This is a genomic window from Calothrix sp. NIES-2100 (assembly GCF_963875285.1).
In the GTDB taxonomy this organism is placed as follows: Bacteria; Cyanobacteriota; Cyanobacteriia; order Cyanobacteriales; family Nostocaceae; genus Aulosira.
Window position 1 is genome coordinate 8,068,662 of the sequence record NZ_CAWNLA010000001.1, and the last position, 21,914, is coordinate 8,090,575.

Annotated in this window: 15 protein-coding genes and 1 pseudogene; 9 read left to right on the forward strand and 7 right to left on the reverse strand. The window is 41.4% G+C overall.

Annotated elements, in window-relative coordinates:
• Positions 1-59: 59 nt before the first annotated feature.
• A complete protein-coding gene (locus AACU32_RS32880) occupies positions 60-974 on the reverse strand; it encodes a metal ABC transporter substrate-binding protein (RefSeq protein ID WP_445223240.1) in 915 nt (304 codons plus the stop codon).
• 432 nt (positions 975-1,406) lie between these two features.
• Here AACU32_RS32880 and AACU32_RS32885 point away from each other — a divergent pair, with 432 nt between their 5' ends.
• Positions 1,407-2,147, forward strand: a complete 741-nt coding sequence (locus tag AACU32_RS32885) for a metal ABC transporter ATP-binding protein (protein ID WP_445223241.1) — start codon at positions 1,407-1,409, stop codon at positions 2,145-2,147.
• A 64-nt stretch (positions 2,148-2,211) separates the two neighbouring features.
• Positions 2,212-3,096, forward strand: a complete 885-nt coding sequence (locus AACU32_RS32890; RefSeq protein WP_339378480.1) for a metal ABC transporter permease — start codon at positions 2,212-2,214, stop codon at positions 3,094-3,096.
• 24 nt (positions 3,097-3,120) lie between these two features.
• Here AACU32_RS32890 and AACU32_RS32895 read toward each other — a convergent pair whose 3' ends face one another.
• Genes AACU32_RS32895 through AACU32_RS32905 form a run of 3 tightly spaced genes read right to left on the reverse strand, consistent with a single transcriptional unit; the run spans position 3,121 to position 6,286 of the window.
• Entirely contained in the window at positions 3,121-5,037 is a 1,917-nt protein-coding gene (locus AACU32_RS32895) for a tetratricopeptide repeat protein (protein ID WP_096606121.1), read from the reverse strand.
• Complete coding sequence (locus AACU32_RS32900; RefSeq protein WP_096606123.1) at positions 5,034-5,792, reverse strand: hypothetical protein; 759 nt, start codon at positions 5,790-5,792, stop codon at positions 5,034-5,036. The genes AACU32_RS32895 and AACU32_RS32900 overlap by 4 nt, the downstream gene beginning before the upstream one ends.
• The gene (locus AACU32_RS32905; protein WP_096606125.1) at positions 5,789-6,286 is read right to left on the reverse strand and encodes a hypothetical protein; all 498 of its coding nucleotides are present in this window, start codon (positions 6,284-6,286) and stop codon (positions 5,789-5,791) included. The genes AACU32_RS32900 and AACU32_RS32905 overlap by 4 nt, the downstream gene beginning before the upstream one ends.
• A 555-nt stretch (positions 6,287-6,841) precedes the next feature.
• Between AACU32_RS32905 and AACU32_RS32910 the strand changes: the two genes are divergently transcribed.
• The 4 genes and pseudogenes from AACU32_RS32910 (at position 6,842) to AACU32_RS32930 (ending at position 8,706) form a co-directional block, all read left to right on the forward strand.
• Positions 6,842-7,048, forward strand: a complete 207-nt coding sequence (locus AACU32_RS32910) for a hypothetical protein (protein ID WP_339378481.1) — start codon at positions 6,842-6,844, stop codon at positions 7,046-7,048.
• Positions 7,049-7,140: 92 nt separating this feature from the next.
• Complete coding sequence (locus AACU32_RS32915; RefSeq protein ID WP_096606127.1) at positions 7,141-7,389, forward strand: type II toxin-antitoxin system Phd/YefM family antitoxin; 249 nt, start codon at positions 7,141-7,143, stop codon at positions 7,387-7,389.
• Between the two features lie 2 nt (positions 7,390-7,391).
• Positions 7,392-7,778, forward strand: a pseudogene (locus AACU32_RS40820) (type II toxin-antitoxin system VapC family toxin).
• Between the two features lie 220 nt (positions 7,779-7,998).
• The gene (locus AACU32_RS32930) at positions 7,999-8,706 is read left to right on the forward strand and encodes a serine/threonine protein kinase (protein WP_096606129.1); all 708 of its coding nucleotides are present in this window, start codon (positions 7,999-8,001) and stop codon (positions 8,704-8,706) included.
• Between the two features lie 22 nt (positions 8,707-8,728).
• On the opposite strand, the gene AACU32_RS32935 is transcribed toward AACU32_RS32930, so the two are convergent.
• The 3 genes from AACU32_RS32935 to modA form a co-directional block, all read right to left on the reverse strand.
• Entirely contained in the window at positions 8,729-12,598 is a 3,870-nt protein-coding gene (locus tag AACU32_RS32935; protein ID WP_096606131.1) for a PAS domain S-box protein, read from the reverse strand.
• Positions 12,599-13,074: 476 nt separating this feature from the next.
• Positions 13,075-14,901, reverse strand: a complete 1,827-nt coding sequence (gene modB / locus AACU32_RS32940; protein ID WP_096606133.1) for a molybdate ABC transporter permease subunit — start codon at positions 14,899-14,901, stop codon at positions 13,075-13,077.
• Between the two features lie 278 nt (positions 14,902-15,179).
• A complete protein-coding gene (gene modA, locus AACU32_RS32945) occupies positions 15,180-15,995 on the reverse strand; it encodes a molybdate ABC transporter substrate-binding protein (RefSeq protein WP_096606135.1) in 816 nt (271 codons plus the stop codon).
• Positions 15,996-16,896: 901 nt separating this feature from the next.
• Here modA and AACU32_RS32950 point away from each other — a divergent pair.
• The 3 genes from AACU32_RS32950 to AACU32_RS32960 are packed head-to-tail and all read left to right on the forward strand — an operon-like array spanning position 16,897 to position 21,757.
• A complete protein-coding gene (locus tag AACU32_RS32950; RefSeq protein ID WP_096606137.1) occupies positions 16,897-17,628 on the forward strand; it encodes a DUF928 domain-containing protein in 732 nt (243 codons plus the stop codon).
• Positions 17,629-17,687: 59 nt separating this feature from the next.
• The gene (locus tag AACU32_RS32955) at positions 17,688-20,426 is read left to right on the forward strand and encodes a CHASE2 domain-containing protein (RefSeq protein WP_339378484.1); all 2,739 of its coding nucleotides are present in this window, start codon (positions 17,688-17,690) and stop codon (positions 20,424-20,426) included.
• A gap of 5 nt (positions 20,427-20,431) precedes the next feature.
• On the forward strand, positions 20,432-21,757 hold the full coding sequence (locus AACU32_RS32960; protein ID WP_096606141.1) for a hybrid sensor histidine kinase/response regulator: 1,326 nt from the start codon (positions 20,432-20,434) through the stop codon (positions 21,755-21,757).
• Positions 21,758-21,914: the final 157 nt, after the last annotated feature.

Here is a 21,914-nt window from a genome sequence, read left to right on the forward strand (position 1 = left end):
ATTTGCGAAGATTACAAATGCGATTCGCATTTGCGCTAACTGCTTCCACAATTCTTAATTCACTTCTTCAATGCAAAGGGTGTATATTTACCGCCCAGTGCTTCAACTATGGTGCGGGTATTCGCTTCCATCATTTTGATATAGGTATCGCCTTCACTCCCCTTAGCGCCAATGGAGTCAGAGTACAGTTGATTTGGGGCTAGTTTCACTCCAGCTTCTTGGGCTACAGTCTTGATTAAAGCGGGGTTGATTGTTGTTTCCGCAAAAATTGCATCTACACGGATTTTTTTAATCGATTCTACCAATCGCTGGACTGTTTGGGCGCTGGGTTGTTCTTCGGTACTGATACCAATTAATGTACCAGCGATCGCTATTTTATAAGCTTGTCCATAATATTGAAAGGCATCATGGGTAGTGACGAGTTTGCGCCCAGGAGCGGGAATCGTTTGGATTTGCTGATTAATCCAGCTATGCAACTGCTTTAATTCCTTGGTAAGCTGGGTTGCATTCTCCGTAAATTTCGTTTTATCTTCTGGTGATAGCTCAATTAAACCATCGCGAATTGCATTTACCATTGCGATCGCATTTTCTGCGCTACCCCAAACGTGAGGATCGGGTACTATTTCGCCTTTACCTTTATCTAACTGCAACGGTTTGACAACTTCTCCCACCGCTAACCGCTTCACCTGTCCACCCGCAGCATTCATTAACTTAATCAATCCCGGTTCTAGGTTGTAGCCGTTATACAAAATCAATTTAGCTTTTTCCATCACCCGGCTATCTGCTGGTACTGGTTCATAAACATGAGGATCAGCACCGGGTTTGAGAATTCCGGTTACCTGAATTTCATCGCCGCCAATCTCTTGGGTTAAATCAGCAATAATTGTGCTAGTTGCCACAACTTGCGGTTTACCATCACTTTGGGAATTATTACCTTCATTCGCCTGACTACAACCGAATAAAGCCACAGGCAGAAGTATTCCCAGGCATATCTGCGAAACAATATTCTTGAATTGGGGAAAAGGGGAAAAGGGGACAAGGGACAAGGGGGACGAGGGGGACAAGGAGAGAAGTCTCTTGCGAGGCTTCCTCCGATCAGAACTTCGGAGGGACAAGGGGGACAAGGAAGAAATATTGACTTTTAACTCTTGACTTTTGACTTTTGACTTTTGACTTTTGACTTTTACCTCTTGCCCCATGCCCATATCTATCCTAAGTATTAGTTTCATTTATCTACAACATTACTTCTGTCTATAGATTTTTTCATATTTCTCTCATTTTTATAGTAAGCTCAAGAAATGAAATATAAAAGCACAACTATGATAAATGTCTCTTTTTACACTAAGATTAATAAATTTCACAGAAATATCGCGGAAAAATCTGCACAAGTTATCCAAACTCATGGCATGAAATCTACAGCAGGAATTAGCATCGCCCATCTAGGGGTACACTACCGCACGCAAGAAGCATTGCGAGACGTTAACTGCTTGATTGAACCAGGTAAACTCACGGGTATTTTTGGCCCTAATGGTGCAGGTAAAAGTACTTTAATGAAAGCCATGTTGGGCTTAGTTCCTAAAAGTAGCGGTAATGCCTTATACCAAGGCAAGCCATTAATGCAGCAACTAGAGAAAGTTGCCTATGTACCCCAACGTAGCCAAATTGATTGGACTTACCCCGCTACAGTTTGGGATGTAGTCATGATGGGAAGGGTAAAAAAGACAGGGTGGTTGCGGAGCTTTTCTGCGGTGAGCCGCCAGGTAGCAAATAATGCCTTAGAAAGAGTGGGGATGAAGGATTATTGCGATCGCCCTATCGGAGAACTTTCGGGAGGACAACAGCAGCGGGTATTTTTAGCCCGTGCTTTAACTCAGCAAGCAGAGATATTCTGTTTTGATGAACCATTAGTAGGTATCGATCAGAAGACTCAGACAATAGTTTTTGAAGTCTTCCAAGAACTCGCAACCGCAGGCAAAATCGTCTTAGTAGTCAACCACGACTTAGGCGAATCTATTACTCATTTTGATGATTTAATATTATTAAACCGAGAATTAATTGCCACAGGTTCACGGCAAGAAGTACTCACCGAAGAAAACTTAAACCGTGCTTATGGTGGGAAAGTTATGTACTTTTCTGATGCAGCTTAAATTGTGATTAGTCATTAGTCATTAGTCATTAGTTATCAGACAAAGAACAAATGACAAATGACAAATGACAAAGGACAAAGGACAAATGACAATTCAATCATTAATTGAGCCATTGCAATATGGCTTTATGCAGCGATCGCTTGTGATTGCGATTTTAGTCGGGTTGTTGTGTGCCGTCGTTGGTAGCTACTTGATGGTACAACGATTGGCACTGCTGGGGGATGCCATCAGTCACTCAGTTTTGCCTGGACTAGCGATCGCCTTTATGGTGGGAGGTAATATATTTGTTGGCGCATTTATTGCCGGCGTTCTGAGTACAATGGCGATCGCAGTCATTAGAACGCGATCGCCAATTAAAGAAGATGCCGCAATGGGGATAGTTTTCTCTGCCTTCTTCGCCTTGGGGATAACTTTAATTACAGTTATTCAAAAAGATAACAAAATCGACCTAAATCACTTTCTGTTCGGCAATATTCTCGGCGTTACTATCGACGAAGTGCGAGACACCGCCATTATTGCGGCGGTTGTGTTGATAGTAGTAGTTTTACTCTACAAAGAACTGTTATTTTACACCTTTGACCCCTTAGGGGCACAAGCCGCAGGTTTACCAGTTAATCGCCTCAACTTTGGCTTAATGCTGCTGATTGCCTTAACAATAGTCGCCAGCATGAAAGCTGTAGGTGTGATTCTCGTACTCTCACTATTAATTACCCCCGGTGCGACAGCTTATTTATTAGTCAAACGCCTCAACCAAGTCATGATTTTGGGTGCAGTTATCGGCGTAATTTCCAGTATTAGCGGTATGTACCTCAGTTACTTTTATAATTTACCATCAGGCCCCGCGATCGTTTTAGTCGTATCGGGGTTATTTGTTTTAGCATTATTATTTAGTCCGCGACACGGGATATTTGTACCGCAGCAGCAGAAGAAACAAATGGTGGAAAAGTAAATTGCTGAATTTGTGGCTTTTGCCCTATTGTGTCAGTTCTTGAGCTTGAATTTCTCTGAGTTTAGCTAAAGCATCATCTATAAAGCTTTGATAGGGAATCTCTCTAGCAAGTTCAATAGCACGATTCAGCGCATCTACGGCTTCTTTTTCCTGTCCTAGTTGTAAGAGAATTTTAGATGTGAAGTAAATCAAATTCCTACTTTGGCTATACTTGTCACTAATTTGAGTATAAAGTTCTAACGCTTGCCGACAATACTCTAAACCCAAAGTTAAATTTTCTTGCAAAATGCCGATGGCTTGTAAAGTATTAGCTTCCCCTAAGCGAGCGCCAATATCGCGGTAGAATGCCAAGGCGGCTTCGTAGCGTTCTAAAGCTTCGGTGCGTCGGTCAAGGAACTGCAAAACATCGCCGATGGCTTTTAAAGTATTAGCTTCCCCTAAGCGATCGCCAATATCGCGGTAGAATGCCAAGGCGGCTTCGTAGCGTTCTAAAGCTTCGGTACTACGTTTGAGGAACTGCAAAACATCGCCGATGGCTTTTAATGTATTAGCTTCCCCTAAGCGATCGCCAATATCGCGGTAGAATGCCAAGGCGGCTTCGTAGCGTTCTAAAGCTTCGGTGCGTCGGTCAAGGAACCGCAAAACATCGCCGATGGCTTGTAAAGTATTAGCTTCCCCTAAGCGATCGCCAATATCGCGGTAGAATGCCAAGGCGGCTTCGTAGCGTTCTAAAGCTTCGGTGCGTCGGTCAAGGAACTGCAAAACATCGCCGATGGCTTTTAATGTATTAGCTTCCCCTAAGCGAGCGCCAATATCGCGGTAGAATGCCAAGGCGGCTTCGTAGCGTTCTAAAGCTTCGGTGCGTCGGTCAAGGAACTGCAAAACATCGCCGATGGCTTTTAATGTATTAGCTTCCCCTAAGCGAGCGCCAATATCGCGGTAGAATGCCAAGGCGGCTTCGTAGCGTTCTAAAGCTTCGGTGCGTCGGTCAAGGAACTGTAAAACATCGCCGATGGCTTTTAATGTATTAGCTTCCCCTAAGCGAGCGCCAATATCGCGGTAGAATGCCAAGGCGGCTTCGTAGCGTTCTAAAGCTTCGGTGCTACGTTTGAGGAACTGCAAAACATTGCCGATGGCTTTTAATGTATTAGCTTCCCCTAAGCGAGCGCCAATATCGCGGTAGAATGCCAAGGCGGCTTCGTAGCGTTCTAAAGCTTCGGTGCGTCGGTCAAGGAACTGCAAAACATCGCCGATGGCTCTTAATGTATTAGCTTCCCCTAAGCGAGCGCCAATATCGCGGTAGAATGCCAAGGCGGCTTCGTAGCGTTCTAAAGCTTCTGCTGCTTTATAAAATTTAAATTTTGCTCTACCTGCCCAATAGTAAACTTCTGCTTGAGCAGGTTTTGCCACTCGCCCTGCTGTAATCTGTTCTAGCAATGCCGTAATCAGCGATTCTATTTCAGCAACACGATAGTTATTCACCCAGTTTCTGGCTAAATCCCAAAGTTCACTGCCTTTCCACTCTGAGTCAACTACAACCAAGTGATAAAGCCATTCAATTTGAGTTTCTGGTTGCTCGTTGCTGCTACTAAAATACTCTACTGCCCGTTCTGATAGAGTAATAAATTCCTGACGCTGCTTATCCCATAGATGATTTAATATCAGCCGTCGCGTTAAATCGTGAATATTATGTCTTCGTCCGGGAAACTTTTCTACAAAAGGTAAAGTTTGCAATTCTGTATAAAGCTGAGATGCTTGTGCTTGCAATTCTGGGCGCAGTGCTGCTAAAATCTCTGCATTAAACCAGTGGGGAATTGCCGCCGCCCATGCTACCGCAGCTAATTCAGGCGAAAGCGTTGCAAGTAAACTCTCGGTGACAATCCAAGAACGTTCCTCATCTGTTTGTGCCTTGGCTAGCTTCTCCAATAACGGATTATTCATTGCCGTTCTCTCGCTAGCGTTTCTAAAGTTTTGACAATTTCCGCAGGTTGCCCTTTAAATATCTGCATCGCCATTCTTACCTCATCTTCATTGAAGGGCAATCCAGTTTTTTGGGTGTAGTCATACCACGCATTCAACTCCAAAATGGGTTCTAAACAACAACAATGATGTAAATCCATCCACTCAATTGTCGGTTGAGGAATCTGCTGTCCAGCGATGACTACAATCAATTTAGGTGTATCAGCAACTTCTGCTAAAAATTCACCCCCTAACCAGTCTGCCAGTTCGGTGGGGGCTTTTTCGTAAGAATCAAACAAAAAAACTAGTGTTTGGGAAATTTTCCGCAAGTCTTCAAAAAATGCCTCTCGTAATTCAGTCAAGCGAAAATTACGTGTACTCTCATCAACATTGCTCAAAACTACGCTCAATTGGTTATCCTTGCCAATCATTGTAGTGTCAGAGACTTGCACCCCCGAACTCAAGTATTGCTGAACAGCAGCATTTAAGCGAGGAAAACTTGCCTCTCCCAAACGCTTACGTACAGAAGAAAAAATGTAGGGAATTCCTAGCTGCGCTGATTTGAGATCTACTTGCACACATAAAGTATTTGTAGGCAGACTATGCTTAAACCTTGCCAGTAACCAAGTTTTACCAAAACCAGATTTAGCTTCAACTAGTAGCACCCGTTTGGCAAAGCTTCCCTGCACCATCTCGTGAAAACGTAAAACTTCCTGCGTGCGATTGGCGATAATCATGGATTTGGAGGATTATTTGGTGGCGAAGAAGGCGGATTAGCATCATCTGTGACAGAAAATTCCTGGTTTTCACCATCTATCTCAGTATTTTCTACCCAAACATCTCCTTTGCTAACTTTGGCTTTATTGCCTTTCCCTTTCATCCTTGTCCCTTTCACCACAGTTCCCGCATTTGTACCAGGCTGCGGAGAAGTTGGTTGTGCAGATTGTCTACCCCAACTAATCCCAAATATAAGTTGCAGAAAATTAACTACAAAAGCTCCCAATAAAGCAAAACCAAGCTTTTCCACCAGTCCTCTAACATTAGAGGTTTTAGCCACATCACCAAATAACCACGCCCAAATTGCTCCTAAAATCGCCAGTTCAATTACAATAGCAATTACCAGTAACTTACTACCCCGAAACGTTCTCAGTGGCGGCAATTGATTAATTAGATATCCAGAAGCGCCACCAATAAATGCAGGCACTAGAATTTGTAAAAGCTCATTTGGCATAGCAAAATCAACTAATTAATACCTTGGTTTCCGCCTAATTACGCTGAATTTACTATACACTCTGTAAACCTACATAGCATGCAAAATCCACAATAGTATAAAATTGCTTGGTAGAATCAGTACGCGATCGCTTTATCTCAGAGAAAATGCGATCGCTTGGGGACTTCCATATAAAAAAACATCCCAATCATCAGTTTACCAAGCCAGTAACTCGTAGGGGCGGGGTCACCCCCATACGTGTCAACTTAACGCGAAACCCTTGCCAAGATGTGATTTGATACAAAATCACGTACCACCAAGATCCGCGCTACCCCACCCCAGTTTTGCTGACGCAAAACGTCCCCTCCCCGTTTACGGGGAGGGGATTGAGGGGTGGGGTAAAATGCCTGTGGAATAAGCGTTTTGACTTAAGTTGACACCAATGGGTTACCGTAGCCCTACAATTTGGGATAAATTATTTTTTGGAGTTCCCTTGTCCTCTGCCGCAATTATTGCACTCACCAACAAACTTTTGTCCTTAAGGCGACGATATTAAGTCTGACTCAGAGGCCATTGATGACAACTCAGAGGCGATCGCTTATGACTCAGAGGCGATCGCTTATGACTCAGATGCGATCGCTTATGACTCAGAGGCGATCGCTTATGACTCAGATGCGATCGCTTATGACTCAGATGCGATCGCTTATCACTCAGACGCGATCGCTTATGACTCAGACAATATTAAGCCTTGAGGTGAAAGCGATCGCTCTTAATTTTACATAAAAATGCGAGCGCCCCAACTTTGACAAAATGCGATCGCCTACGCAGACAGTGTTATCGTAAGAAATATTTGGAATTAACAATTACCAAAACAAATGACTATCACTGTCAATGCTGCTGAAGCAACTACCAAATTTGCAGAACTTCTCAGTCAGGTATTGCTAGGTGAAGAAGTTGTGATTGCTGAACAGGGTGTACCTGTTGCACGTTTAGTTGCAATCACAAATACTAGTTCTCCTCGCATTCCTGGCTTAGATAAAGGTAAAGTGTTTATAGCACCAGATTTCAATGAGCCTTTACCAGAAGAAATTTTGAGTGATTTTGAAAATTCTAACTTCGTTTAGTAATGAGAGCTTTACTGGATACCCATGCATTTATTTGGTGGGTGACAGATGACTCTCAGTTATCTGTCACTGCTCGTAATGTGATTGCTGATTCAGGTAACAGCCTATTTTTGAGCGTGGTAAGTAGCTGGGAGATTATTATCAAAAATAAGCTAGGGAAACTGACTTGACCCGAACCTGTAGAACAGTATATTCCAAATCGTTTGGCAATTAATCGCTTTGAAAACTTACCCATTGAAATGAGTCATGTTTTGCAAGTTGCTAGTTTACCAAATATCCACCGAGATCCATTTGATCGGATTTTAATTGCTCAAAGTCAAGTTGAGAATTTGCCCATTGTGACCATTGATCAGCAAATAACACAGTATGCTGTTCAAACTATATGGTAGGCTCTATCTCTGACAAAATGCGATCGCTTGTCCTCTGGCGCAATTATTGCACTCACCAACAAACTTTTGTCCTTAAGGCGACGATATTAAGTCTGACTCAGAGGCTATTGATAAACATCATAATTATGCATTCACCAACTGCGATCGCTCTTAACCCTACATGAAAATGCGAATATAATGTATAATCCCGGACAGTTGAACTACTATCACGGGACTGGGTATGAATAGATCGCTCGTAGATCAGCTGATAGAGACTGTTCACCAAGAGTTAATTCCCAAATTACAGATTGAAAGCATAGCTCCCCACGATCCAGTAAAAATCAGCTATCTTCCCCAGCCTTGGCAAAAAGTGGGAGCAGGAAATTACGCCGCAGTTGTTTACCATCCAGATTATCCAAGCTGGGTAGTAAAGATTTACGCACCGGGACGGCCAGGTTTTGAGGAAGAAGTAGAAGTATACCGTCGTCTGGGTTCTCACCCGGCTTTCTCCGAATGTCTATATGCTACAGACAGCTTTCTCATCTTGAAGCGGTTACATGGAGTTACCCTGTATGACTGTATGCAACTTGGTCTGCGTATCCCCAAGCAAGTTATAATAGATATTGACCAAGCCCTAGACTATGCACGTAAGCAGGGACTATATCCCCATGATGTGCATGGGCGGAATGTGATGATGTATGAAGGTAGGGGATTAGTCGTCGATATTTCCGACTTTCTCCATGAAGATAAATGTTCCAAATGGGACAACCTCAAAAAAGCATACTATTTGTTATATCGCCCCATCTTATCCCCATTACGGCTGAAGATTCCCTACTTTTTGCTAGATATTGTGCGCAAGACTTATCGCTTCTTCTCTAAGTTAAAAAAAGCTGGCGATCGCATCTTTCAGAAACTCTCTAGAAAACACAATAATAAGACACATTCTTGAGTCTTTGCTCTCTAAATGTCAACTATTTCGTTAAAAGTTGTTGAATGGTTGCTACAAGCTGTTGCAGTCTTACCGGTTTACTTAAATACTCATTAGCTCCAGCTGCTAGACAAGTTTCGCGATCGCCTGGCATGGCAAGTGCGGTTAATGCAATGATGGGAACATCACTAAATTGGGCATCATCGCGAATTCGTTGGATAGCTTCCAATCCGTCCATTTCTGGCATTTGAATATCCATCACAATGATGTCGGGATGTTGAGCATAAATCTGCTCAATGGCTTGTCGTCCATTGTTGGCTATGGCTAAACGATATCCTCGATGTTGCAAATAGTTAGCCATTGTAGTTATATTGGCTCGATTGTCTTCTACCAGTAAAATCAAAGCAGATACCAAAGTGGTTTTTGGTATGACATTCATAGCAGCCGATGCCTGAGAGACAGGAGATTGTAGTTGTTCTAAATTTGTCGGCGATTGAGCTATTCTCTGCGTTGTGGAAACGCGATCGCTGCTAACATAGGGAATGCGGACTGTAAAACAACTGCCCACTCCCAGCTGACTAGTCAGTGAAACTGTTCCGCCATGTAAGGAAGTAATTTTTTGTACCAATGCTAAACCTAGACCAGTGCCGTTGTACTGGCGGTTGAGGCTGCTATCTAGCTGAATGAAAGGCTGAAATAATTTATCAATATTTTCAGGAGCGATACCGATACCAGTATCACTAACACTGAAATTAATGTAAGCTGTCTGGGGATTGGGCACAGAAGAAGACAAGGAAGAATTTACTTCCCCTGGTTCTTCCAGCCAAACCTTGAGCTTTACCACACCTTCTTCAGGGGTAAACTTGACAGCATTGCTGAGTAAGTTAATGAGTACCTGACGCAGACGGCGCTCATCAGCTTGAATACTGCCGAGATAATTGGGAATATCAGTAATGAGGCGAATATTTTTGTTCAACGCCATCTGTTTGATAAACACCAGACTGTTATGACACAAGTTAGTGATGGTACTCTCACTCAGTTGCAGTTCCAGTTTACCTGATTCAATTTTTGCTAAGTCGAGGATATCATTGATCAAATCTAGGAGGTGTTTACCACTGCGCTCGATGGTGGCGATCGCTTTTGCTTGCTTTTGATTCATCGCACCAAACACGCCTTCCTCAAACGCCTCAGACATACCCAAAATAGCATTCAGCGGTGTTCGCAATTCATGGCTCATATTAGCCACAAATTCATCTTTGAGGCGAGTAGCACGGGCTAGTTCGGCGTTAGCATTGGCTAATTGCTCATTGATCTGTTGCAGTTGTTTCTCAGCTTGTTTGCGCCCTGTGATGTCGAGAATAGTTCCCAGCAAATGTCTTGGCTGACCATCCGCATCAAATATTACTTCGCCGCGTGACAGTAAATAACGTAAACTTTGATCCGGACGATAAAAACGATACTCTATTTCATAAGATAGCCCGTCAGCGATCGCTTGCTCGATCACAAAATCGCGATGTTCGCGATCATCAGGATGTATGCACCCTAACATTTCCTCATAACTCGGCGTACCAGATTCAGGATTGCGACCAAAAATGCGAAAGACTTCCTCTGACCATATTACCTCTTGGGTTTGCAAGTTAAGTTCCCAGCTACCTAAATGAGCAATCCTTTGAGCAGCCGCAAGGTTCGCTGCATTTTTGTAAAGTTGAGCCTCAATTTGTTTTTGCTTTGTAATATCTTTGGCAATACCCACACCGCCAATGATCTCTCCTTCGGCATTGCATAAGGGTTTAACTGAGAGGGAGACAGGAAAACGGGAGCCATCTTTACGAATGAAAGTCCATTCCTCTGGGTTATTAGCTAGCTGGGTTTTGTTGAGCAATTCTCCACCAGGGACAATTTCTCTGCCCAATTCTAGCGAGAGTTCTTGTGCCTGTTGTTGAAGTTCCTCCACGTCATGGAAGATTAGAGGTTTTACCCGACCCACAACTTCCTCGGCTGTATAACCCAACATCTTCTGAGCAGCTGAGTTAAAAATTTGAATTATGCCTTCATGATTGGTAGAAATAATCGCATAATCGGTAGATTCGAGGATAGCTTGTTGCAGATTCATCAGTGCAAATAACTCGGCTTGAGCCTGTTTGCGAGTACTGATATCTGTTTCGGAACCACTCATGCGGATGACATTACCTGCTTGATCCCACAGTGCTTGACCCCGGTCTAAAATCCACAAATATGAACCATCTTTGCACTTTACTCGATATTCTTCTTGGAAGAATGGTGTCTTCTGGGCAAAATGGTCAGCCACCGCCGCCATAATGCGATCGCCATCTTCCGGATGAATGCCACTTGACCATTCTTCTAAGCTAGAGCCAATTTCATCTTCACTAAAGCCCCGCATTTGTTTCCAGCGTGTCGAGAAGAATACCTGATTAGTTTTCACATTCCAGTCCCAGATAGCATCTTTACTGCCGCTGACTGCTAATTGCCAGCGTTCTTCACTCTCTGTTAAAGCTGCGGTGCGCTGTTTGACTCTGGCTTCGAGTTCTTGATTGAGTTGCTGCAATGCTTGTTGTGCTAAAATTCGCTCGCTAATGTCCTCAATTACACTGATAAAGTATTGCGGATGATCAAAAGCATTATGCACTAAAGAAACTGTCAGTTTAATCCAGACAATTGTCTTATTCTTGCGGATATAGCGTTTTTCCATTGAGTAGGTCTTAATTGCACCTGCTAGCAGCATTTGTAATTGCTTTAAATCTGCTGGTAAATCATCTGGATGGGTAATCTCCTGAAAGCTCAAGTTCATAATTTCCGCCTGAGAGTAGCCAATAATCTCAGCAAATCGTTGGTTAACACGCAAAAATTGCCCACTCAATGACACATGGCTAATTCCCACTGCTGCTTGCTCAAAAGTACTGCGAAATCTGGCTTCACTTTCTTTAAGAGTTTTCTCAGTGCGTTTGCGTTCTTTCAGTTGTGTTTGCGCTATCTCGTAAGCACTTGCTTGTTGAATAGCGATCGCTATTTGTACCGCCAGTTGATCCAACAATTCCAATTCCCATAGGTCCCAATGGCGTGGAGCAGTACATTGGTGGGCAATTAATAATCCCCATAACCGCTTTCGCACCAAAATTGGCACCACCAAATTCGCTTTGACTTCAAATTGTTCCAGTAGCTGCACATGACAGTCTGTTAAGCCAGCTTCATAAATATTATTGATTGCCCGTGTTTTGCCTTGACGATATTCACCTCCAGCGCCCTGTTGAAAGCAGGTGTCTTGAATCTGTTGCGCCAAACTTACCGTCCAGCCTGGTAGAACTGACTCCGATACCACAATCCCACTCATATCTGAGTGAAATTGATAGACTACTACCCGGTCTGTCTGTAAAAACTGCCGTACTTCTTTGGCTGTGACAGCTAAAATATCTTTGAGCTTGAGTGACCGACGAATTCGTAAAGCGATCGCTGCAATTAGTTGTTTTTGTCCCCGACTTTGTTCTAATTGCCAGATTCGATGTCTCTGTTTTACTGCATCATCAATTGCCGCATATAGAGTTTCCGGTGTCAACTGGTCTTTGACTAAATAATCTTGCGCCCCGTTTTTCATCGCCTGGACAGCAATCCCTGCATCCTCATGTTCTGTCAACAGGATGATTGCGGCTTGTGTATTGCTGACAATTTTCCTTAATTCCCCCAACAACTCCAGCCCATTGCTATCAGGTAAAAGAAAATTCAGCAAAATGACATCTGCTCTCCCCTGCTGACACCATGCTATTGCTTGTGTAGCCGTCTCAAACTGCAAAATTCGATAGGTATACAGACTATCCTGCTGCAAACACTGACGAAAAGTCACCCAGTCTTCGGTGCAATGATCAATTAGGAGGATGGTGATACAGGAGGATTGAATCATGAGTAACTTAAAAATAGAGGCTAGAAACTAGGAGCTAGGGGCGAGAAAAAATTTTTCCCCTGATTTTGGAATGTTCCCATCAGGAGCCAGCTTGTAATATTCTTTCCCACTGCTATCTCTGGTTGGAAAAGTGTTGAGGAAATGTTCAGCCTTCTACTTTTTTGCAAAAATCCACTGCTAGAGTTGAATCTATAGTGGTAGATGATTAAGCCATCGATAGCATTTTATACCAATTCTCTGTGAGTCTGTATATTAAAGCCCTCATCCTATTCGGGTGGAGATCAACAAACAAACCCTGCTTACGCAGGCTAATTATATGCATGTTTATCAAGAATGGGAATTACACATACAATACCCGCATTTCTCACAAGCAGTAGGGGCGGGTTCACCTGAATTATCGTGAATAATTGAGGATATCTGTGAACCCGCCCCTACTCGTTGAACCAAGAATCCCTGTACCTTTAGGTCAGGAAGTGTCAATTCATCAACATCAAGCGCTGGGGATCTAAATGCACATACCAAGGAAAAGGCTGATCTTTCATGGTTACCCATTTTTCTTTAAAGACCTCTGCTTGGAGATGATAGTCATGGGGACTAGTAGCGGGAGAATGCAACTTTAAAAACAAAGTCATGCGATGGGGTGTTTCACTGGTTCTCACCAACCAGCAGGGAAATGTATTTTCTTGGTGGGAATCTTTAGTAAAAACTATTTGATGCGCACGAATCCCAGCGTAAGATAAATTACGGGTATTTGTTTCTAAAACTTGCAAGGTACAACCCCAATCACTTGCTTCTACTTGTGAAGCTTGCAATAGCCGCGCCCGGGAAATGTTTTTACACCCGGTAATTTGTGCCACACTTGCAGATACAGGATGCTCGAAAATCCGATGTTTAGAATCATGTTGCACAGCTCTACCATGTTCCAAAACCAACAAATTCGGACAAATTCGGTAAGCTTCTTCCATATTATGGGTAACAAACAAAGTCACACCTGGGTAATCAGCTAGAGTTTCCATCATTTGCTGTTCTAATTGACTCCGCAGGTAAGTATCCAGGGCGGAAAAAGGCTCATCTAAAAGTAATGCTTCTGGTTTACTAGCCAAAGCCCGTGCTAAAGCTACCCGTTGTTGCTGTCCCCCAGACAGTTGATGCGGATAGCGATCGCCAAAGGAGTTGGCGAAGCCATCGCCTAATCCCTGTAACTGCATCGCCAGTAATTGCTCTTCTAACTGTACCCGAATACTGCCTTTAGATAGTCCCTTGGGTAAACCAAAAGCTATATTTTCTGCCACAGTCATGTGGGGAAACAGGGCATAATTCTGCAATAAAAAACCGATACGGCGATCGCGGGGAGGCAGATTAATTCCTTGCTCAGAATCAAACAATACTCTACCATTTAAAATAATGCGTCCTCTGGTCGGCGTTTCTATCCCCGCAATACAACGCAGAATCATACTTTTACCAGCCCCAGATCCCCCCAACAATCCCAAGGGTTGGGCATCGCTATTAAAGGTCACTTTGAGATGAAAACTCGGTAATTGTTTTTCAATATCTACAAATAACCCCACTGGCGAGGATGGTGCAGACAACAAAGACGCTTCACCCCCTTGTCTCCCCTGTCCCCCTTGTCCCCCTTGTCCCCCTTGTCTCTTTCTGTCCTGCCACACATTTGCTGTAATAATTCCCGATAGAGAAATTACCATAATTGCGATCGCCCAAAACCAGGCTTCATCCATTGCACCGCCTTCTACAGCAAAATAAATCGCCATCGGAATCGTCTGGGTTTGTCCGGGAATGTTACCAGCCAACATCAAAGTTGCACCAAATTCCCCCAAAGCACGGGCAAAAGCCAGAGTTGTCGCCGCGATAATTCCCGGTAATGCTAAAGGTAAACTGATCCGCCAAAATATCTTACTTTCCCCAGCACCCAGAGTTTTCGCTACTCGCAGCAGATTTTTATCAATCTGTTCAAAAGCTCCCAGTGCAGTTTTATACATTAACGGGAAAGAAACCACAGTAGCCGCGATCGCCGCACCATACCAAGTAAAGACAATAGTAAAATCAAAGTTCTGCATCAACTTCCCCACAGGGCCATTTTTCCCAAAAAACAGGAGTAATAAAAAGCCCACAACTGTAGGAGGTAAAATCAAAGGTGCAATCAATACACCCTCAATTAAAGATTTAGCCTTACCGCGATATTCCAACATCCAATAAGCAGCAGCAATCCCGACAAAAAAGGTAATAAATGTTGCTAATAACGATGTTTTAAGTGATATCCAAAGAGGAGATAAATCCTGGGGCATAGTTATTTATTGCGCGAAGTTGTGTCAGTTTTCATTGAGCATTGGGCTTGTGGCGGGACAAGAGGCATTGGGCATTTATTATTTGTCTCCCCTGCCCCCCTGCTCCCTTCATCCCTAGCCCCTAACCCCTAGGGCGTGTTTTCAAAGTCTTAGATCCCTCCTACCCCCCTTAAAAAGGGGGGCAAAAAGACTCTCAAAGTCCCCATTTTTAAGGGGGATTTAGGGGGATCGAGAAATTTAGAAGGCTAAACGAGTAGTTTGAAAACACGCCCTAGCCCCTAGCCCCTAGCTAGACTAAAACCCTGTTTCTCAAATACATTTTTGGCTGCATTTCCCGATAAAAATTGCACAAAATTCTGAGCAGCATCAAGATGTTTACTACTTTTAAGTACAGCTATGGGATAAACAATCGGGGAATGGCTATTTTCAGACGCAGTTGCTACAACTTTGACTTTTTGAGTGCTTTTGGCATCTGAAAGGTAAACTATGCCAGCATCTGCATTGCCCGACTCTACATAATTCAGAGCTTGACGAACGTCTTTAGCATAAACAATTTTGCTTTTGATTTGGTCAGCAATTTTTAAAGATGTCAGAACTTGTTGAGCATATTGTCCCGCAGGTACACTTTTAGGTTCACCTAAAGCAATTTTTTTCAGGCGTGGGGAGGTCAAATCTTGGAAATTTGTAATATTTTGAGAATTTTTAGGCACAATTAACACTAATTGATTTTTCAACAAATCTTTGCGGCTGCGATCAACTAACAAACCTTTTTGGTTTAAAGCATCCATCTGCTTATTTGCTGCTGATATGAAAATATCTACACCTGCACCTTGTTCAATTTGTTGTTGCAAAGCACCTGAGGAGCCAAAATTATAGGTAATTTTAACCTGTGGCTGCTCTTGACTGTAAAGAGGTGTGATTTCTGCCATTGCATCTTTTAAGCTAGCGGCTGCTGATACAGTCAAACTCACCGCTTTTGCTGTTGGGTTGGAAATTGAGTCAGGGTTAGGCGGACTCGTCTGATTACAAGCAATGAATAGTACCAACGAAGCCAGCATCCAACCCACAAAAGCCAAGATACGTTTAGTATGCATGTACAGTATCTCAAGGTTTTTTGATTCACTAATTCATACTTTACCAACTTAAAGAGTATAAAGGTTGGTAAAAATCCAGAAATACTGAATAATCAAGAAATCCTCACCTACTTCCGCAATTGCGGGGCAAAAACTTTCCCGACCAAATCAAACCGCTATTCTTTGACCGGGAGAGGGGTAGGGGCGGGTTCACCAATATTCTCGCTCTTGTACGATAATCCAAATAAACCCGCCCCTACTTTTTGCCCAGATGCAAACAACAGATTTCTGACAAAAATCCCAAGTCAACCCCGCCCCGACAAATGCATCTGTCCCATTCTTTGTGTAAATTGGTATTACTTGCCCTCATCCTTAGTCCCAGGACAATGCCCATGCCTATATTTTCAATGACTGCTATTACATGGGAAAATCCCACAGACAAACATAAATAATTGACTGATTGGGGAAACTTGGTGTTACTTCTTTACAAAAAGCATCAATAAATAATTAAAACTTTAAATTCATTATTTCTCTTCACGAATACTCTTCATATTTATCTAAAAATTAGTGATTTTTTATGAGACAAAAAGTCCAAAAATAAAATTTTAAACAACCTTTTATAAATCTAATTTAAACTACTCAAATAAAATCACTTTTTTGCTTATTTTTGCCTTAAAAAAGCCTTAAGCAAGCTCTATTAAATGTTTATCATAATATATTAATTAATTCAAGCTATTGATTGAATGCTAATTTAAATTTAATTTAAAGAGCCGAAATTTATGATTAATAATATATTTCCGTAATTGCACTGTTGGCTATTAATAAATAAAAACAATAGAGTATTAATAATTTATTGATACCTATGTCATGAGTATTTCAATAAGTTACAGTTTTGAGAAACTCTAAAAAGATAAATTAGTTTATGCCCAAAAAAACTCAATTGCTATTCAGATACGTCATGTTAGGAATAGCTCCTTTAATTTCATTTTCTTTTCTACCTATCTGGATGACACCAACTGTAGCAGGTGTAACTTTTAAACCACCGGGAGCGCAAGCACCTAAACGTTCTTCTGGAGGAGCCTCTAGAGATGGTAATATTTGTGGCTTTGCGACACAAACAACCACTAGTCCAACAGTGACACCATTGATACCAGCAACTAATATTGGTTTTACAGTGGCAGAACATCCGACTATATTGGTCTATATTCCTACAACTACTGCCAAAACAGGATTTTTTACATTACAAACTGAAGATAGCAAATACAGTTACCAAACAACTTTATCTTTGCCAGAGAAACCAGGTGTGATGGAAGTGAAAATTCCGACTTCAGTCCCCGCACTGAAGACGGGCAAAAATTATAAATGGTCTTTGGTAATAATTTGTACTGAAGAGTTAGAGCCGGATAGTCCTTGGGTAAGTGGCTGGATTAGGCGTGTTGAACCTAACAGTAGTTTGACAAGTCAGTTAAACAAGCCTGTTTCACTAGATTTGATTTCCCAATTAGCCGAGACTGGGATTTGGTATGATTCACTTTCCAATCTGGCGCAATTAAGGCGATCGCAACCGAATAATCAAGCACTGACTGAGGCTTGGGAAGCGCTGTTGAAATCAGTGAATCTGAGTGCGATCGCTAACGAGCCATTGATCAATTAATTGAGCGATCTAATTTAAAAGCCATGTTTTGGGGTGCATCTATTCAGAGAAAACATAAGTTGAGAATTCTACATTCCTTGCTGAAAGCGCAATGGCGCTGTGTATTGATCTGTTCTCCCATCGTCGCCATCTGTATCATTGCTGCGGAGATGGCAGGATTTTTTCAACTACTAGAATTGGCGACACTAGAGAAATTTTTTGCTTTGCGTCCCACCGAAGCACCAGAAAAGCGCGTTCTGGTTGTCAATATTGATGAAGAAGACATTACCCGGGTGAAAAAATGGCCTATTCCTGATGCTGTATTAGCGCAAGCGATCGCAAAGCTCAAAGCGCAGCAACCAGCGGCTATTGGTATGGATATTTATCGAGATTTAGCGGTAGAACCAGGACATAAAGAACTAGTTAGAGTAATGCAGTCTACACCCAACTTGATTGGGGTGAAAAAATTGGTAGGGGATAGGGTGGCTCCACCCCCCACTTTAGCTAAACTTAATCAAGTCGCTCTCGCTGATTTAGTTTTGGATACTGATGGGAAAGTCAGGCGGGGCTTGTTGTCTGTTGGTGATGAAAACGGTGAAATTTATTTGGGTTTAGCAACGCGCTTGAGCTTAATGTATTTGGAACCCAAAGGTATTTCGTTAACAGCTTTGGACAAAGACGGGAATACTTTGCAGTTAGGGAAAGCTGTATTTACACCTCTGAGAGGTAAAGAGTTTAGTTATCGGGGTGCAGATGTTGGCGGATACCAAATTTTATTGAACTATCGAGGCTTTGAAGCGCAATTTGATACAGTCCGATTACGAGATGTTCTCAATAATTCTGTATCGCCAAAGCTGGTACGCGATCGCATCGTTCTCATAGGTACAACAGCCAAAAGCATCAATGACTTTTTTAACGTTGGTTATAGTAGCAATTTGCAAGAAGATGGTGAACGGATGGCAGGGGTAATAATTCATGCCAATTTAATTAGTCAGATTTTAAGCGCTGCACTCGATGGGCGAACCCTAATCCGAGTGTGGTCTTCTTGGGCAGAGTGGCTATGGGTTCTGTGCTGGTCTTTTTTGAGTAGTGGTGCGACTTGGGAATTGCTACAATTTAAGTTTATTGGTCAGCGAAGACTAGGGGGATTACCCATATTAGGGATCGCATTTGCAACTATTAGTATTCTCAGTATCAGCTATTTCGCCTTTTTGTTAGGTTGGTGGATTCCTTCAGTTTCACCCATACTAGGACTGATTGTCTCTGCGATTGTGACGACAAATTTATATAAACAATTGCAACTCAAACAAGCCAATGAGCAACTCCAGGAATATTCTCACACTTTAGAGCAAAAAGTTAGCGATCGCACCCAAGAGTTAGAGGTTGCCAAAATTGCTGCTGATGTTGCAAATCAAGCCAAAAGTGAATTTTTGGCTAATATGAGTCATGAATTACGCACACCTTTAAACGGTATTTTAGGATATGCGCAAATTTTAGAGCGATCTCACAGTTTGGCTCCAGCAGAACTTGATGGAATCAAAATAATTCATCAATGTGGTTCTCATCTGCTGACTCTAATCAACGATATTTTAGATTTATCTAAAATTGAAGCGCGGAAATTGGAATTGCATACGACCGATTTTGATTTAAATTGGTTCTTAACCGGAGTTGTGGAGATCTGCCGAATTCGCGCTATCCAAAAAGGTATTGCATTTATTTACAAACCTCATCCTCAGCTACCTCAAGGAATTCATGCTGATGAAAAACGTTTAAGACAAATATTAATTAACTTACTTGGTAACGCGATTAAATTTACCGATAATGGCGCAGTCACTTTCAAAGTAGATGTCTTGGAAACTCAAAACCTTGATGATACTGAATTTACCAAAATCAGATTTCAAATCGAGGATACTGGTATTGGAATGACTTCTGAAGAATTAGAAAAGATTTTTTTGCCTTTTGAACAAGTAGGTGACAAAAATAAACAAATAGAAGGTACTGGTTTAGGGCTAGCTATTAGCTGCAAAATTGCTGAATTAATGAATAGTGAAATTAAAGTAGACAGCACTTTAGGAGTTGGCAGTCAATTTTGGCTAGATTTGGAGTTAGTAACCATCAGGAAATTTGTCAACACTGAGTCTGTATTTTCCGACCAAAACATTGTTGCTATTAAAAATAAATCTCCGAAAATATTAATTGTAGACGATAATTATGAAAACCGTTATGTTGTGAACAATTTACTAGTATCGATAGGATTTAAATGCTTCGAGGCGACTAATGGTCAAGAAGGGTTATCGCAAGCAATAGAAATTCAACCTGACTTAATTATAACTGACTTAAAAATGCCCATTATGGATGGCTTTGAGATGATCAAAAGTTTCCGGAAGCTGGAGGAGTTTAAAAATTTACCTATTATAGTTTCATCTGCAAGTGTATTTGAAAATTATCAAGCCCAAAGTTTAGCAGATGGTGCAAATGAGTTTTTGCCTAAACCCTTACAAATTAATGATTTATTGCATATATTACAAAAATACTTACAATTAGAATGGATTTACCAAGAAGCTAGCACTCAAGCAGAAGATAATATAAATGTAAAATTACCTACGCAAAATCCTCAATCGATAATTTATCCGCCAAGGGCAGAGTTAGATAAACTATTGGATATGGCAATGAGAGGCAATATTACAAATATGCAAATATTACTAAATGAAATTGCTAAATTAGATGATAAATTCTTACCTTTTGTTATAGAAATTCGCCAGCTTGCTGATAATTTTCAAGTTAAAAAAATTCGGGAATTACTTAAATCTTTAAAGTAGGATGTATGACAAATAATCAAAGTATAAATATTTATAATTCAACTATTTTGATTGTTGATGATAATCAGACCAATTTAAAAATGTTATCTAATGCAATTTCTGAGTCAGGTTGGGAAATTTTAGTTGCTACTGATGGCGAAAGTGCTATCGAGCAAGCTGAATATGCCCAACCAGATTTAATTTTATTAGATGTGATGATGCCTGGGATAGATGGATTTAAAACTTGTCAGCTTCTCAAAAAAAATCAGTTAACTCGAGATATACCAGTAATTTTCTTAACTGCTCTTTCAGATAAGTTTGATAAAGTTCAAGGACTATTAATAGGCGGCATAGATTACATTACTAAACCTTTTCAAATAGAAGAGGTATTAGCGAGAATTCAGGTGCATTTAAAAATCCGATTTTTAACAAAACAACTTGCAGAACAAAACCAGCAATTAGAAAAGCGGGTAGAAGAACGTACACAAGAATTATCTCAAACTCTAGAAGAGCTAAAACAATCTCAAATACAATTAGTGCAGCAAGAAAAATTGTCAACTCTTGGTCAATTAGTTGCTGGTGTCGCTCATGAAATTAATAATCCTCTAGGCTTTATTACAGGCAACTTAGAGTTTATTAGTAATTATATACAGAGCTTAATCACACATTTACAGCTTTATCAGGAAATTTATCCTAATCCTGATGATAAAATTGTCAAAAATGCCAGACTTATAGAATTAGAACAGATATTTCAAGATGTGCCAAAAATGTTTTCCTCTGTAAATATGGGGCTAGAACGGATTAGTGAAATTAGTGATAGCCTGCGGACTTTTGCTCGTGCAGATACATCTCATAAAGTCAGCTTTGATATCCATGATGGGATAGATAGTACTTTGCTGATTCTCAAGCATCGTCTCAAAGCTAATAACCAACATCCAGAAATTGTAGTTATTAAGAACTATGGAAGTTTGCCATTCCTAGACTGTTACCCTGGACAAATTAATCAAGTATTTATGAATATTATAGCTAATGCTATTGAGGCTTTTGATGCAGATAATCAATCTAAGCTAGATCTAGGCAATACCACGCCAGAAATCATTATTACCACTGTTTTTGAGCCTGGAGAAAAATTAATTATAACCACTGTTAAAGATAATGGAACGGGAATTTCTCCTGAAGATAGCCAGAAAATATTTAAACAATATTTTACTACCAAGCCCATAGGCAAGGGAACGGGTTTAGGCTTATCTATTAGTAGGCAGATTATCGAAGATAAGCATCAGGGAAAAATTTATTTTAATTCTGTATTAGGAAAAGGCACGGAATTTATTATTGAACTTCCGGTGGCATAATTCATCAGGTATCAGTGCTGGAAAAATTCTACAGTAAAATTGCCAAGATAAAAATAATGACAAATTGGTGACCTCTACTGAAAGATACAGTCAGAGTTTGGGCACATTAATAATAATGCGTGCCATCGCCTGCATCCCCCCAGATAGCAACTACTGT